The sequence below is a fragment of the Glutamicibacter sp. V16R2B1 genome (assembly GCF_005774635.1).
Lineage (GTDB): Bacteria > Actinomycetota > Actinomycetes > Actinomycetales > Micrococcaceae > Glutamicibacter > Glutamicibacter creatinolyticus.
In genome coordinates this window covers 55,366-69,925 of sequence record NZ_VATX01000001.1, presented here as the reverse complement: position 1 = coordinate 69,925, position 14,560 = coordinate 55,366, and the positions used below count along the sequence as shown (strand labels likewise).

General features: G+C 67.9%; 11 protein-coding genes. 4 read left to right on the top strand and 7 right to left on the bottom strand.

Annotation, left to right across the window (positions count from 1 at the left end):
• Positions 1–86: 86 nt before the first annotated feature.
• The 3 genes from hrpA to FDN03_RS00290 all read left to right on the top strand — a co-directional run bounded on the left by hrpA (position 87) and on the right by FDN03_RS00290 (position 7,202).
• On the top strand, positions 87–4,046 hold the full coding sequence (gene hrpA, locus FDN03_RS00300; protein ID WP_138172988.1) for an ATP-dependent RNA helicase HrpA: 3,960 nt from the start codon (positions 87–89) through the stop codon (positions 4,044–4,046).
• A 225-nt stretch (positions 4,047–4,271) separates the two neighbouring features.
• Positions 4,272–6,533 (top strand): HNH endonuclease signature motif containing protein, encoded by a 2,262-nt coding sequence (locus FDN03_RS00295; RefSeq protein WP_138172986.1) that lies wholly within the window; start codon positions 4,272–4,274, stop codon positions 6,531–6,533.
• Between the two features lie 15 nt (positions 6,534–6,548).
• Positions 6,549–7,202, top strand: coding sequence for a class I SAM-dependent methyltransferase (locus FDN03_RS00290; protein ID WP_246049786.1), 654 nt, complete (start codon positions 6,549–6,551; stop codon positions 7,200–7,202).
• A 193-nt stretch (positions 7,203–7,395) separates the two neighbouring features.
• Here FDN03_RS00290 and FDN03_RS00285 read toward each other — a convergent pair whose 3' ends face one another.
• The 3 genes from FDN03_RS00285 to FDN03_RS00275 all read right to left on the bottom strand — a co-directional run bounded on the left by FDN03_RS00285 (position 7,396) and on the right by FDN03_RS00275 (position 9,422).
• Positions 7,396–7,821: an HIT family protein gene (locus tag FDN03_RS00285; protein ID WP_138172984.1), complete on the bottom strand. Its 426-nt coding sequence runs from the start codon at positions 7,819–7,821 to the stop codon at positions 7,396–7,398.
• 75 nt (positions 7,822–7,896) lie between these two features.
• On the bottom strand, positions 7,897–8,736 hold the full coding sequence (locus FDN03_RS00280) for a sulfurtransferase (RefSeq protein WP_138172982.1): 840 nt from the start codon (positions 8,734–8,736) through the stop codon (positions 7,897–7,899).
• Positions 8,733–9,422, bottom strand: a complete 690-nt coding sequence (locus FDN03_RS00275) for an MBL fold metallo-hydrolase (RefSeq protein WP_138172980.1) — start codon at positions 9,420–9,422, stop codon at positions 8,733–8,735. The genes FDN03_RS00280 and FDN03_RS00275 overlap by 4 nt, the downstream gene beginning before the upstream one ends.
• A 136-nt stretch (positions 9,423–9,558) precedes the next feature.
• Between FDN03_RS00275 and FDN03_RS00270 the strand changes: the two genes are divergently transcribed.
• Positions 9,559–10,008, top strand: a complete 450-nt coding sequence (locus tag FDN03_RS00270) for a Fur family transcriptional regulator (RefSeq protein WP_138172978.1) — start codon at positions 9,559–9,561, stop codon at positions 10,006–10,008.
• A 65-nt stretch (positions 10,009–10,073) separates the two neighbouring features.
• On the opposite strand, the gene FDN03_RS00265 is transcribed toward FDN03_RS00270, so the two are convergent.
• The 4 genes from FDN03_RS00265 to FDN03_RS00250 all read right to left on the bottom strand — a co-directional run bounded on the left by FDN03_RS00265 (position 10,074) and on the right by FDN03_RS00250 (position 14,367).
• Positions 10,074–10,931, bottom strand: coding sequence for a metal ABC transporter permease (locus FDN03_RS00265; RefSeq protein WP_138172976.1), 858 nt, complete (start codon positions 10,929–10,931; stop codon positions 10,074–10,076).
• A 2-nt stretch (positions 10,932–10,933) separates the two neighbouring features.
• On the bottom strand, positions 10,934–11,809 hold the full coding sequence (locus tag FDN03_RS00260; RefSeq protein WP_138172974.1) for a metal ABC transporter ATP-binding protein: 876 nt from the start codon (positions 11,807–11,809) through the stop codon (positions 10,934–10,936).
• 148 nt (positions 11,810–11,957) lie between these two features.
• The gene (locus FDN03_RS00255) at positions 11,958–13,052 is read right to left on the bottom strand and encodes a hemolysin family protein (RefSeq protein ID WP_054821503.1); all 1,095 of its coding nucleotides are present in this window, start codon (positions 13,050–13,052) and stop codon (positions 11,958–11,960) included.
• On the bottom strand, positions 13,045–14,367 hold the full coding sequence (locus FDN03_RS00250) for a hemolysin family protein (RefSeq protein ID WP_138172972.1): 1,323 nt from the start codon (positions 14,365–14,367) through the stop codon (positions 13,045–13,047). Before FDN03_RS00250 ends, FDN03_RS00255 begins: the two co-directional genes overlap by 8 nt.
• Positions 14,368–14,560: the final 193 nt, after the last annotated feature.

Below are 14,560 nucleotides of genomic sequence, written 5' to 3'. Positions count from 1 at the left end.
GGTCCCGGCACCGATCCCGCAGGCGCAGCCCGCAAAACCGGCGGCTTCGCGGTTTACCGGGCCGCCACCCTAGAATTGGCAGTACCATGGCGCTACAGATCTCATATCCCGACGCACTGCCCGTCTCGGCCCGCCGCGAGGACATCCTCGACGCGGTGCGCAACAACCAGGTCGTGATCATCGCCGGCGAAACCGGTTCGGGAAAAACCACCCAGCTGCCCAAGATGCTGCTGGAGCTGGGCCTGGCCGAACGCGGGATGATCGGGCACACCCAGCCCCGCCGCCTGGCAGCACGCACCGTGGCCGAACGCATCGCCGAGGAGCTGGGCACCAAGATCGGCGACGAGGTCGGCTTCCACGTGCGCTTCACCGGCGAGGTGTCCCGGCGCACCCAGCTGAAGGTGATGACCGACGGCATCCTGCTGGCCGAGATCCAGCGCGACAAGCTGCTGAAGAAATACTCGGCGATCATCATCGACGAGGCGCACGAACGCAGCCTGAACATCGACTTCCTGCTCGGGTACCTGAAGCAGATCATGCCCCGGCGTCCGGATCTGAAGATCATCATCACCTCGGCGACCATCGACCCCGAACGCTTCGCCGCCCACTTTGGGCGCACCCTGCCCGACGGGCAGACCGAACCGGCCCCGATCCTGGAGGTCTCCGGACGCACCTACCCCGTGGAGATCCGCTACCGGCCGCTGGACGAGCCGCTCGGGGACGAGGCGGAGGAGGACGCCAACGGCGACTCGCTGGAAGATGACCGCGACCCGCTGGACGCGGTCACCGAGGCGGTGCGCGAACTGTCCCGGGAGGAACCCGGGGACATCCTGATCTTCTTCTCCGGCGAACGCGAAATCCGCGACGCCGCCGACGCGCTGCGCACCCTGGTGGCCGGCAACCGGCGCCTGCCGCGCTATGAGATCCTGCCGCTGTTCGCCCGCCTGTCCCTGGCCGAGCAGCACAAGGTCTTCCACCCCGGCCCGGCCCCGCGCCTCATCCTGGCCACGAACGTGGCCGAAACCTCGCTGACCGTGCCGGGCATCAAGTACGTGATCGACACCGGCACCGCGCGCATCTCCCGCTACTCGCACCGCACCAAGGTCCAGCGCCTGCCCATCGAACGGGTCTCCCAGGCCAGCGCGAACCAGCGCTCGGGGCGCTGCGGGCGCGTCTCGGAGGGCATCGCCATCCGGCTCTACTCCCAGCAGGACTACGAGGCACGCCCCGAATTCACCGACCCGGAGATCCGGCGCACCAACCTGGCCAGCGTGATCCTGCAGATGATCTCCCTGGGCGTGGTGGACTCCGCCGGCCAGGTGGCCAGCTTCCCGTTCGTCCAGCCCCCGGAAATGCGTGCCATCACCGACGGGGTGAACCTGCTGCGCGAACTGGGCGCCCTGTCCAGCGACAAGGCCGCCCAGGTCACCGACGTCGGGCGCCAGCTGGCCCAGCTGCCGCTGGATGTGCGCCTGGGGCGGATGATCGTGGAGGGGGCCCGGCGCGGGGTCGCCAAGGAGCTGATGGTGCTCACCGCGGCGCTGAGCATCCAGGACCCGCGCGAACGGCCCAGCCAGGAAACCGGGCAGCGCGAACGCGCCGCGGAACTGCACCGGCGCTTCACCGACGAGAAGTCCGACTTCATCGCCCTGCTGAACCTGTGGGCCTACCTGCAGGAAAAGCAGAAGGAGCTCTCCTCCTCCGCGTTCCGCCGGCTGTGCAAGGCCGAGCACATCAACTACCTGCGGGTGCGCGAATGGCAGGACCTGTTCACCCAGCTACGCCAGCTGGCCAAGCCGCTGGGGATCAGCGTGGCCGCCGAACCGATCAACCCGGCCGCCAACGAGAACACCGTGCACATGAGCCTGCTGGCCGGGCTGCTCTCCCACATCGGGATGTACGACGAACGCAAGCGCGACTACACCGGGGCGCGCGGCACCCGTTTTGCGATCTTCCCCGGCTCCGGGCTGTTCAAGAAGTCCCCCAGCTGGGTGATGGCCGCCGAGCTGGTGGAAACCTCCCGGCTCTGGGCCCGGGTCAACGCGGCGATCAACCCCGAATGGGTGGAGCAGGTCGCCCCGCACCTGCTCAAGCACAGCTACTCCGAACCGCACTGGTCCAAGCGCAACGGCGCGGTGCTCGGCTATGAGAAGGTCACCCTGTTCGGGCTGCCGGTCATCGCCCAGCGCCGCATCCAATACTGGCGGGTGGACGCCGAGCTGGCCCGGGACCTGTTCATCCGCCACGCCCTGGTGGAGGGCGACTGGCGCACCCACCACAAGTTCTTCGCCCGCAACCGCCAGGTGCTCCAGGAGATCGACGAACTGGAAACCCGCCTGCGCCGGCGCGACCTGCGGGTCTCGGACGAGGACCTGTTCGACTTCTACGACGCGCGCATCCCCGCCTCGGTCGTCTCCGAGCGCCACTTCGACCGCTGGTGGAAGAAGGCCCGCACCACCGACCCGACACTGCTGGACTTCGATCCCGAGGCGCTGATCGAGGCCGACGCCGAGCAGCTGGATGACGCCGCCTTCCCCACCACCTGGCGCCACGGATCCATCGAGCTGCCGCTGAAGTACGAGTACAACCCGGCCGCCCGGGCCGGCGAGGGCGACGGGGTGAGCCTGCAGGTGCCGGTGGTGTTCCTGAACCAGCTGGACCCGGCCCGCTTCCAGTGGCTGATCCCGGGGCTGCGCCACGAGCTGATCACCGCGCTGATCCGCTCCATGCCCAAGAACGTGCGCAAGAACTTCGTGCCCGCCCCCGACGTCGCCGGCCAGGCGCTGGAAAGGCTGGATGCCGAGTTCGATCCGGCACACGATGACCTGGCCACCTCCCTGGCCCTGGTGCTGCGCCGGCTGCGCGGGGTCGTGGTGGATCCGGCCGTGTTCGACTTCGCCGCGCTGCCCGAGCACCTGCGCTTCGGCTTTGAGGTGCTGGACGCCAACGGCAAGGTCCTGGGCCAGGGCGATGACCTGCCCGCCCTGCAGCACCGGCTGGCCGCCGCCAACCGCCAGGCCCTGGCCGCCCAGGTCAACTCCCCCACCCCGGCCCCGACCCCGGGCAAGCCCGGCACCCCGGCCGCCGGCCCGCGCTCCGGCGCGAAGAAGGGCAAGGGCCCGGCCAAGGCCGACCAGCAGTCCGCCGCGGGCGGCGGCTGGGAGCAGGCCGGGCTGAAGACCTGGCCGAACCTGCCCGGCGAGCACACCGCGCTGCCGCAGCAGGTAAGCACCACCGTGATGGGGCAGCAGATCACCGCCTACCCGGGACTGGCCGACGAGGGCAGCTCCGTGCGCCTGGGCGTGTTCCGCACCGCCGCCGAACGCGACGCCGCCCACCGCGGCGGAGTCATCCGGCTGCTGATGCTGCGCCTGCCCCCGGCCACCAAATTCGTGCTCGGGCACCTGAACAACACCGAGAAACTGGTGTTCACCCAAAGCCCGCACGGCTCCATCGAGGAACTGATCGCCGACTGCACCATGGCCGCCGTGGACAAGCTCGTCCCCGAACAGCTGCCGATGGACGCCGCTGCCTTCGAAGCGCTCTTCCACAGTGTGCGCGCCGAACAGATCGACACCGTCTTTTCGATCACCGCGGTCATCGCCAAGGTCTTCACCAGCTACACCCGGATCACCAAGCAGCTCAAATCCAGCAACTCACTGGCGCTCTACCAGGCCGTCAGCGACATCCGCTCCCAGCTGGAGCAGCTGATCTACCCCGGCTTCATCGCGGTGACCGGGGCGATGAACCTGCTGCGCCTGCCGCGCTACCTGCAGGGCATCGAACGCCGGCTGGAGAAGCTCACCTCCGGCGCCGTGCAGCGCGACGCCCAGGCGATCACGGTGATCCAGAAACTGGAGGACGAGTACGACGCGGCCCTGGAAAAGGTCCCCGCCGGTGCTGCGGTCCCCCACACCCTGCGCCAGGTGAAGTGGATGCTGGAGGAAATGCGCATTTCGCTGTTCGCCCAGGAACTGGGCACCGCCTACTCGGTCAGCGAAAAGCGCATCCGCAAGGCCATCGCCGAAGGACTTGCCGCGCTCTAACCGCATTCCCGCACTCGATCCGGGTTTGGCCCGCAGGGCGGGTCCCGGGGTGGGGTGTGGTGGGCCAGCCACCGGTGGTGGCTGGCCCACTGGTGTTTCCGGCCGGTGTTTCCCGGTGGGTGTTTCCCGCCGGTGGTCCCCGAAAGAATTTTGGGGTTCGTGGGTTATCCCCATCCCGCCGGGCCTGGGTGGGGTGCCCAAGTTTGGTGGGTGATGGTAGGTGGCATGAATCAGGTTTCCCTGGCCACGGCCCTTGAGGTGGTACGCCACCGGGTGCGGCACAACGGTGCGGCACTAGAGGGCACGGTGCTGCGTGAAATCCAGGAACTGTGTACCGGCCTGTTCACCGACCTGGCCGGGCTGGTGGGGGCCACCCACCGGGCACCTGTCGCGTTGGGTGGGGCCAGCTGGGTGGAAGAGCACTACCGGGCGGTGATCCGCGCTCAACTGGCCGCGATCGCCGCGTTGGAAGCCACCGGGGCCCACCGGTTGGAAGTGGGCGAGTATGACCGGTTGCGGCAGGACCCGGCCGGCACCCAGGGCCCGGTGTTGTACGCGACCGGGCGGCCGGTGTACAAGGACACCACCGCGTTGCTGGAGTCCTGGGTCGGGATCAACTATTTCGAGGCCCGCACCCGGGTGGAGGACACCCACCGGGTCCAGGCCCGACGCAACAGTGCCGGGCAAGGCGCTGGCCCACGGTTTGAGCGGCTGGCTGGTTTGTTCAAGGATCCGGGTCGGGACCCGCGCCCGGTGCGGGATGCGGCCCGCCGGTTGGAGGCGTTGGAACCATCCACGGTGGGGCAGGAACTATCCGGGGTGCTGCCAGGAGTCGCAGCCAGGGCCGGGGATGGGCGGTTGTTGGAGGAGCACGCCACCGAGATCCTGGTGGAGCATGACCCGGTGACCGCGGCGAAGCGGTTGACGGGGTTGTGTACCGGGTATCGGAAGGCGAACGAGTCGGTGGCTAAACCGGAGGTCGGGATTTTCCGTCGGGCGACCGTGTTGGGGGTGGATCAGTATTTGATCCGGGTGGAGGGGGTGGATGCGGAGTTGCTGCGTTCAGCGATCGCGCAGGCCGATAATCCACGTACCCAGGCCGGGGCCGCGGCCCGGAGCCTGTCCCGGTCCGGCAGGCCCGGCCCCCAGGACAACACCCAGGCCAGCCCCCAGGACAACACCCAGGCCAGCCCCCAGGACAGCACCCTCTCTGGGGAAACAACCGGTCCTGGCCGTGGTGGGGACCAGGGCTGTGCTGGTGAAGAGAGTGGGCAGGTTCCGGCATGGCTGGTCACGGATCAGCCGCCACCACCCTGGGCGATCGACCCCGACACGGAACCAGGGGTTGCCGACACGGAATCAGGGAATGCTGCTGAAGCCGTCCCGGCTGTCGATTCAGACGTCGGGTCAGGGGCTGCCGGTTCCGGGACTGTGTCACCGCACGACAGTGGGTTGGCCCCCGGCACAGCTGCCGATCAGCCACCTATGACAGGGCCGGAGCGAGCAGGGGCCGCAGCCGATCGGCCGGGTGCCGGTGCTGGTCGTGGGACGGCGTGTCCTGCCAGCACCCCGGCCCCGCAGGGATTCACCCAGCCCCTGGCCGAGCAGGACGAAGCCGACCCAGACCCGACCGGGACAGGCGCGGCTCAGCAAGACAGCGCTGAGGGTCCTGGCCCGGATCGTGTTGAGGGGGTGGAGGCTGCGGTGCCGCGGCGCAGGCTGCAGGCCCTACTGGATTTGATGCGGGCCCGGGTCACCGGGGCCGGGGCGTTGAAGACCATCACCCCGCAGGTCGTGGTGTACATGCAGTTGCAGGACCTGATGGACCTGGCCGAAGGTCATGGCATCACCAGCCGCGGGGTCACCGCCCACGGGGTGGAGCTCGACGCCGGCCAGCTGCGTCAGGCGTTGAGCCGGGCACGGATCATCCCGGTCGTGCTGGGCGGGGATAGCCAGGTCTTGGATGTGGGCCGGGCCCGCCGGGACTTCAACGTGCCGATGTGTACCGGGTTGCAGGCCAGGGACCGGGGGTGCATCATGCCCGGGTGCACCTACCCTCCAGAAATGTGCGAGGCCCACCATTGGAAGAACGGGGGCTGGGCCGGAGGATGTGGCACCAGTGTGGGTGAAGGTGGCCTCTTATGTCCCAGGGAGCATGATGACTATCATGCCGGGAAATTCAAGATCGTTGATGTGAACGGGTTGCCGCATGTGGTGTTGCCCAAGCATCTGGATCCTTCCCAGACCCCGCGGCGTAACCGGTACTGGTTCGCCAGCTGGGAAGACCCTTCCAAACCAGGGCAGCAAGCAGCCCGGCAAAAGCCACCGGAACAAAAACCGGCCCCGGGCCAGACGAACCCGCCAAAGCCAGACGGCCCGCCACCGGATGCCACCAAACGCCGCAGTCGACGTCGGCGGTCGAGGACCGGGCCGGGCCCTGGGCAGGACCCGCCAGCGGCCACCCCACCTAAAGCAGCCGACAGCTAGAGTATTCGGCAACGCTTGCAAAACGACGCGCTCACCGTGCACGGCGATGATATTTTGAAAGCCATGCAAATCAATGATGTCCGGCGGGCCTATGCGGCACGGGCAGCCGAATACTCCGAGGTGCTCGGCTCAATGAGTCAGATGGCGCCGCAGGATCAGGAAGACATCGCCGGCTGGGCACGGAGCATTGTGGGGCCGATCGCCGATGTTGGTTGCGGCCCGGGTCATTGGACGCAGTTTCTGTCGGATCGGGGTGCCGACGTGATCGGTGTGGATTTCGTCGACGAGTTCCTGGACATCGCCCGATCGCGTTTTCCTCAGCAACGCTTCATGAACGCGGATCTGGCCTCGTTGGGTTTCATGGATGGCTCGATGGCAGGGCTGCTCTCGTGGTATTCCACGATCCACTGCGCCCCTGACACTGTACCGGCGATACTGCGGGAATTCGCGCGCGTCCTGCGGCCGCAGGGAACGCTCATGCTGGGGTTCTTCGACGGCGATCGCATTGAGGCCTTCCCCCATCAGGTCATCCGGGCCTACCGCTGGCCCGCGGACTGCATGATCGACGTGCTGGCCGATGCCGGTTTCTCGGTAATAGACCTGAGCACGCGCACCGACCCCGGGGTGCGTCCGCATGCCGCCATCACCGCAAAGCTCGTTCGGCGCTAGGTCTTCCCTCCCCCGGATTGGAAAGACCAGGGCGAATACGCGATGCCGGCATCACTCACCGTCGCTCACGACCTCCTGCTGTGCTGGAGAGAGTGGCGCAGCACCGAATGCGCAACGGCGCGCACCCGGTTCCGTCCGGCTCGGGCGGGGCCGCGGAAATCAGGTGCGCGCCGTGGTCGCTGCGATCGAATAATCAGGCGTCGGGAATGTGGGTGTGTCCGTCTTCCTTCAGTGCCGCGCGCAGCTTCTGCGCATTCGCGTCCATCTTGGCCGGATCCGGGTTCTCATTCACCCGGCCCAGGTCGAAGTCAGCCAACGAGTTCGTCGGCCACACGTGAACGTGCAGGTGCGGCACCTCGAACCCCGCGATCATGATCCCGGCGCGGGCGGAATTGAAGACGCGTTTCTGGGCCCGGCCGATGTTCCCGGCGACCTTCATCAGGTGCGCCATCAGCTCGTCGGAGGCGTCGGTGAACTCGTCGATCTCCTCGCGCGGAACCACCAGGGTGTGGCCGTCGGTGATCGGCCCAATGGTCAGGAAGGCGACGCACTGCTCGTCCTTCCAGATGAAGCGGCCGGGGATCTCGCCTTCGATGATCTTGGTAAACAGGGTGCTCATGTGCGCCTTTCAGTGTTCGACCGGCAGCGGCCGGGGTTGTGCGGTGTGGCGGGGTCAGCTGCGCGCCGTGCCGCGCTAGTGGCGGTGGGTTTCGTCGCTGGTGGCCACGTCGTTTTGCGGGTAGGAGCTGTACTGCGACCAGGACCCCGGGTAGAGCGCCGCGTCGATCCCGGCTTCGTGCAGGGCCAGGATCTGGTGCGCGGCGGTGATCCCGGAACCGCAGTAGGCGGCCGCTGCCCGGCCGGAGGGTTCCAGCCCGAGCTTGGCAAAGCCCGCGCGCAGCTGCTCGGGCTGGCGGAAGCGGGCGGCATCGTCCAGGTTCTCGGTGGTGGGACGGTTCAGCGCCCCGGGGATGTGCCCGGCCACCGGGTCCAGGGGTTCTTCCACCCCCAGGTAGCGGGCGGTGGCGCGCGAATCGATCAGCACGCCGTCGAACCCGGCCAGCTCCTGCATTTCCAGCACCGGCATCTGATTCCAGGACAGGCTCACGGTGCCCGGCTCCACCTTGGGCACCTCGGAGGAGAGGATGCACTTCGCGTCCCGCCAGGCCTGCAGTCCCCCGTCGAGCACCGCGACCTTCGTGAAGCCGGCGTGGCGCAGCAGCCACCAGGCGCGGGCGGCGGCCATCGCCCCGGCGTCGTCGTACACCACCACGCAGCTCTCGTCGTTGATGCCCCAGCCGCGGGCGGCCTGCTGGAACGCGTCGGCGGTGGGCAGCGGGTGGCGCCCGGTGTGCTCCCCGACCGGGCCGGACAGCTCGGTTTCCAGATCCACGAAACGGGCGGCCGGGATGTGCCCGGCCTGGTACTGCTCGCGGTTGTTGGTGGCGCCCAGCTTCCAGCGCACGTCGAGCAGCACCAGGTTGGGGTCTTGCAGTTTCGCGGCCAGGTCGCTGGCCCGGATTAAGGCGCTCATGCGTTTGGCTCCCGGGAGATCAGGTCGTTGATGTCGTAGCTGGTGCCCTGCTCCCAGCGCTGGTAATTGCGCCCCTGGGCCGTGGCGGCGTTGCCCAGCAGCCGGTCGAACAGCCCCAGGCCGTTTTCGTTCAGCAGCCCGTCGTGGATCGGCAGCCACAGCGGCGCGTCGACCTCGGTGGCGAAGTCGATGGTCTGCCCCACCCGCGACCAGGGCGCCATGGCCGGCACCAGCAGCACGTCGGGGTGCAGCCCCACGGGCACCTGCAGGCTGTCGCCGGGGTGGAAGATCCGCTCCCCCAGCAGGTAGCCGATGTTCGCGACCACCGGGATGGAGTGGTGGATGGTGGCGTGGGTGCCGCCAAAGGCGCGCACCTGGATGCCGCCGACGGTGACCTGGGCGCCGGGCTGGATCGGGTCGACCCGCGAGCGGGCGACGGCCGGCAGCAGCTCGTGCAGGGTTTGGACCACCGTCTGCGGGGCGTACACCTGCAGGGTGGGGTTCGCGGTGACTGCCTCGGCGACGACCTCGGGCAGCACATGGTCGGGGTGCTCGTGGGTGATCAGCACGGCCTGCTGCTGCTCGAACGCCCCCTCCAGGTCCGAAAAGCCGCCCGGATCGACCAGGATCGACCCGTCGATGGTGGATACCTCAACACATGAATGACCACGGGATACGATGCGCATACCCCCACACTAGGCGTCCAGCCACACCCGAGGCCAGTCATCGGGCGCATTGCCGGGCGAAGTTGGCTAAAATTGTGGGTGTACCGGCGCCGCCGTTTCGCGCGCCCGTGGCAACTAATAGGAGTGGTGTCCGCATATGACGCAGCCGTCAACCACGCGTGCCGGGGAAACCCGGGTTACCAAGCAGCGTGTGGCATTGAACGAGGCGTTAGTCCAGGTCAACGATTTCGCCACCGCCCAGCAGCTGCACCGCTGGCTGCAGGAGCAGAACCACAAGGTCTCGCTGGCCACCGTGTACCGGCTGCTGCAGTCGATGGCGGACGACGGGCTGGTCGATGTGCTGCATTCGGGCGACGGTGAGGCCCGCTACCGCCAGTGCGTGACCGAGGTGCACCACCATCACCTGGTGTGCCGGGTGTGCGCCAAGACCGTTGAGGTGCTGGCCCCGTCGGTGGAGCGCTGGGCGGCCCGGGTGGCCGAGGAGCACGGCTTCAGCGAGCCGGAGCACACCGTGGAGATCTATGGGCTGTGCGCCGAATGCCGACGGCAGAACCGCGCCGACCAGCCCCGCATCGACGCCAAGTAACCCCCACGCCCGCCACGCCGGCCGCGCCGGGGCGGCGGATCCGGCGACCGGAGCGCCCGGTTCCGCTAGACCTGGTGGCGGCTGGGTGAACGCACGGCCTCGATGAGCCGGCACACCAGGTAGATCACGAACGAAATCGTGGTCACGTACGGGCTGATCGGCAGCGCCCCGCCCAGCGCCAGCAGAATCCCGCCCACCACGCTGGTCAGCGCGAACAGCACCGAGAGCAGCACGGTGACTGCCGGGTTGCTGCTCACCCGCAGGGCGGCGGCGCTGGGGGTGATCAGCAGCGCCAGCACCAGCAGCGCGCCGACCACCTGGATCGACATGGCCACCGCCAGGGCCAGCACCACCATGAACACGATCGACAGCCCGGAGGTGCGCACCCCGCGGGCGCGCGCCAGCACCGGGTCGACGCTGGCATAGGTCAACGGGCGCCACATGATGATCAGGGCGAGGATCACCACGGCGCTGATCACCAGCGTGCCGCCCAGCTGCGCCTCGTCCACGGCGACGATCTGCCCGGTCAGCAGCCCGAACTTGTTCGCGCTGCGCCCCTCGTAGAGGGAGAGGAACAAGATCCCCAGGCCCAGCCCGAAGGGCATCAGCACCCCGGTAATGGAATTGCGGTCCTTCGCCCGGGTGCCCAGCACGCCCAGCACCAGCGCGGCGATCAGCGAGCCGAACACCGAGCCGGTGACCACGTCCGCGCCGATCAGCAGCGCGAAGGAGGCCCCCGCGAAGGACAGTTCGGCGATACCGTGCACCGCGAAGGCCATGTCGCGCATCATGATGAAGATGCCGATCAGCCCGCCAACCACCCCGAGCACGGCCCCGGCGATCAGGGAGTTGCTCACCAGCGGCAACAGCTGGGCGTAATCCTCGAAATTGATCACGCGCTCAAGAAAATTATCCAACCCCATGCCTATCGTCCCGCCGTACCCAGTTCGCCCGTTTCCGGTTCACCCTTTGGCGCCGCCTGGCCATCCGGCCCGCCCTCTTCCGGTGTCACCGGATCGGGCACCTGGCGTTCCCCGTCCCCGGTGACCACCACAATCCGTCCGTTGACCCGCAGCACCTCAACGCGCGATCCGTACAGCTCGCTGAGCACCTCGCTTTGCATGACCTCATCCACGGTCCCGATGTGGAACCGCCCGCCGGCCAGGTACAGCACCCGGTCCACGTAGGGCAGGATCGGGTTGATCTCGTGGGTGACGAAGATGACCGCGCTGCCGGCCTGAACGGCCTGGCGGTGGATCACCTCGCTGATCGCCTGCTGGTGGTGCAGGTCCAGGCTCAGCAGCGGCTCGTCGCACAGCAGCACCCGCGGGTTGGAGGCCAACGCCTGCGCGGCCCGCAGCCGCTGCTGCTCCCCTCCGGAGAGTTCGGCGACCGGGCGCTGCCCGTAGTCGCTGGCGCCGACCAGCTCCAGCAGCTCATCGACGCGCTCGGCCACCTTGCGCCGGGCCAGGCGCACCCCGGGGCGGTGCCCGTCCACGCCCAGGGCCACCAGGTCCCGGGCGCGCAGCGGCACGTGATCGGCGATGGGCCGCTGCTGCGGGATCAGCCCGACCAGTTCCGAGCCGCGGCGCACCGGCTTGCCCTCGATGCGCACGGTGCCGGATTCGAGCACCGTGGTGCCCAGCATGGTGTTGATGAAGCTGGTCTTGCCCGAGCCGTTGGGGCCGAGCACCGCCAGGAATTCACCGGGGCGCACGTCCAGGTCCAGGTCCTGCCACAGCACGCGCGGGCCGAAGGCCAGGCGGGCGTGCTGGAAGGAGACAATCGGTTCTGCTGGCATTCTGCGGCTTTCGTGTGGTTGGTGGGGGCCGGCGCGCGGACGGCAAATGGCCGTGGCCCCGCGTCCTGCGCGGCACCACGGCCATTCTATCCTAATTGCGACTGATTCCTATTTGCGCCCGGCGCGGTTTCGCACCGTGCGCGGCGGATTAAGTGGTTGCCGTTCCCGGGGCGTGGCCGTTGCGCGGCGCACGCGGCGGAACGTGGCGTTTCCGGGTGGTGTCGCTAATCTCACCGACCAGCACCTCGATGATGTCCTCCAGGAACACCACCCCGGTCACCTTCCCGTCCGCGTCGATGACGGTGGACAGGTGGTTGCCCTGCTGGCGCATGGCCTCCAGCGCCACCTCGATCTCATCGGTGTGCGCCACCTGGCCCAGCGGGTGCAGCGGCAGGTTCAGCAGCGGCTGGGTCGAATGCTCGTCGTCGATGAGCATCACGTCCTTCACGTGCCAGTAGCCCACCGGGATCCCCTCGCGGGTGATCATCATGCGCGAAAACCCTGTCTTGGCGACCTTGGACTCGAACTCCCGCGCGGTGGTCTGCCCCCATTCCAGGGTGAACAGGTCCTCCAGCGGCACCATGCACTGGCTGGCGGTCACCGAGGTGAACTCCAACGCCTTGCTCAGCCGGAGCGCGTCCTCGTTCTCCAAGGTGCCCTCCTCGGAGGAGGACTGGATGATCGAGCGCACCTCCGCGGCCGTGTAGGCGCTGCTGACCTCGTTTTGCGGTTCGACGCCAAACATCTTCAGCACCAGGTTCGCCGAACCGTTCAGCAGCGAGATCACCGGGTGCAGCGGCTTGGAGAGCCACACCAGCGGCGGGGCCAACAGCAGCACCGCCTTGTCGGCGACGGACACCGAGATGTTCTTGGGCACCATCTCACCGAAGGTCACGTGCAGGAAGGTCACCGCCACCAGGGCGATCAGGAACGCGCTGGTGTCCGCCACGGCCACCGGCACGCCCATGGCCTGCAGCGGCACCACCAGCAGGTGGTGGATCGCCGGTTCGGAGATGTTCAGGATCAGCAGCGAGCACACGGTGATGCCCAGCTGGCAGACCGCCAGCATCACCGAGACGTGCTCCATCGCCCACAGCGCCACCTTGGCGCGCTTGTGCCCGTCGTCGGCCAGCGGTTCGATCTGCGAGCGGCGCGCGCTCATCACCGCGAACTCGCCGCCCACGAAGAACGCGTTGGCCAGCAGCAGCACCACCAGCCAGATCAGGCCCATGAAGTCACTCATTCTCGGCCTCCTGGATCGGTGCGGCCGGCACGAAGCGCACCTGGGCGATGCGCTTGCCGTCCAGTTCGGTCACGGTGAAGCTGCCGGCCTCGGTGGTGACCACGTCGGCCAGCTGGGCCAGGCGGCCAAGCTCGGAGAGCATGAAGCCGCCGATGGTTTCGTAGGAGGCGTCATCCGGGATGATGTCCGCGTCGAAGTGGTCGTTGATCTGGTCGGGGCGGAACATGCCCGGGAACAGCCAGGCGCCGTCCGGTTGGGCGATCACTTCCTCCTCGTCCTCGTCGTGCTCGTCGGAGACTTCCCCGACGATTTCCTCGATCAGGTCCTCCAGGGTCACGAACCCGGCGGTGCCGCCGTATTCGTCCATCACGATCGCCACCTGGTACTCGGCGGCACGCAGCTGCTCGAGCAGGATGTCCAGGTGGATGGTTTCGGGCACGTACAGCGCGTCCATCGCGAACTCCCCAACCTGCAGGGCGCCGCGGCGTTCGCGCGGCACCGAGACCACGCGCTTGATGTGGCACACGCCCTGGATCCGGTCGCTGGAGCCCTCGATCACCGGGAACCGGGAGAACCCGGTCTCGGCGCTGAGGCTGATCAGCTCCGATAGCGGGGCTTCGGAGTCGATCGTCGCCATGGTGGTGCGCGGGGTCATCACGTCGGCCGCGGTGCGTTCGGAGAATTCAATGGTGGATTCAACGAACTTGGCGGTCTGGTTGTCCAAGGTGCCCAGCTCGGCCGAACGGCGCACCAGCGAGGCCAGCTCCTGGGCGCTGCGGGCCGCGGAGATCTCCTCCTTGGCCTCGATGCCGAAGAACCGCTTGAGCACTTGGTTGGAGAACCCGTTCAGCGCCAGGATGGCGGGCTTGAAGATTGCGGTGAACACCAGTTGCGGGCGGGCCAGCGCCTTGCCCACGGTCATGGCCCGGGCGATCGACAGGTTCTTGGGGATCAGCTCGCCGATCAGCATCGAGAGCAGGGTGGCCAGGGTCATCGAGATCACCACGGAGATTGCGGTGGCGCTGGCGCCGGTGACCCCCAGCTGGACCAGCAGCGGGCTGAGCAGCTGGCTCATCGCCGGCTCCAGCACATAACCGGTCAGCAGCGTGGTCAGCGTGATGCCCAGCTGGCAGGAGGAAAGTTGGGTGGAAAGCGAGGTCAGGCACTGGTAGAGCGGCTTGGCACCGCGTTCGCCGGCCTCAACGGCCTGGGCGACGGTGGACTTGTCCAGCGCCACCAGCGCGAACTCGACGGCCACGAAGAACCCTGTTCCCAGGATCAGCAGCAGGCCGAGCAGGATGTATAACCATTCCATTGGGGGCTAGCTTCCCCCTAGGGCCGGTGTGGTGAAAGTAATTCCAATTGCCGCCCAGCGGCAACTAGAAGGCTCCAATCGGGAGGCGGAGCCCACCTGTTCATGTCTGGGGCTGCCGGCGCTGCGCCCTTGGGCGACCGGCCGGCACGGAGAATGACTGTCCATAGTGCGCATCAGTCTAACGAACGAAGCT

Coding starts and splice junctions, on each gene's coding strand:
- hrpA (WP_138172988.1), top strand. CDS start 87: ATGGCGCTACAGATCTCATATCCCGACGCACTGCCCGTCTCGGCCCGC.
- FDN03_RS00295 (WP_138172986.1), top strand. CDS start 4,272: ATGAATCAGGTTTCCCTGGCCACGGCCCTTGAGGTGGTACGCCACCGG.
- FDN03_RS00285 (WP_138172984.1), bottom strand. CDS start 7,821: ATGAGCACCCTGTTTACCAAGATCATCGAAGGCGAGATCCCCGGCCGC.
- FDN03_RS00280 (WP_138172982.1), bottom strand. CDS start 8,736: ATGAGCGCCTTAATCCGGGCCAGCGACCTGGCCGCGAAACTGCAAGAC.
- FDN03_RS00275 (WP_138172980.1), bottom strand. CDS start 9,422: ATGCGCATCGTATCCCGTGGTCATTCATGTGTTGAGGTATCCACCATC.
- FDN03_RS00270 (WP_138172978.1), top strand. CDS start 9,559: ATGACGCAGCCGTCAACCACGCGTGCCGGGGAAACCCGGGTTACCAAG.
- FDN03_RS00265 (WP_138172976.1), bottom strand. CDS start 10,931: ATGGGGTTGGATAATTTTCTTGAGCGCGTGATCAATTTCGAGGATTAC.
- FDN03_RS00260 (WP_138172974.1), bottom strand. CDS start 11,809: ATGCCAGCAGAACCGATTGTCTCCTTCCAGCACGCCCGCCTGGCCTTC.
- FDN03_RS00255 (WP_054821503.1), bottom strand. CDS start 13,052: ATGAGTGACTTCATGGGCCTGATCTGGCTGGTGGTGCTGCTGCTGGCC.
- FDN03_RS00250 (WP_138172972.1), bottom strand. CDS start 14,367: ATGGAATGGTTATACATCCTGCTCGGCCTGCTGCTGATCCTGGGAACA.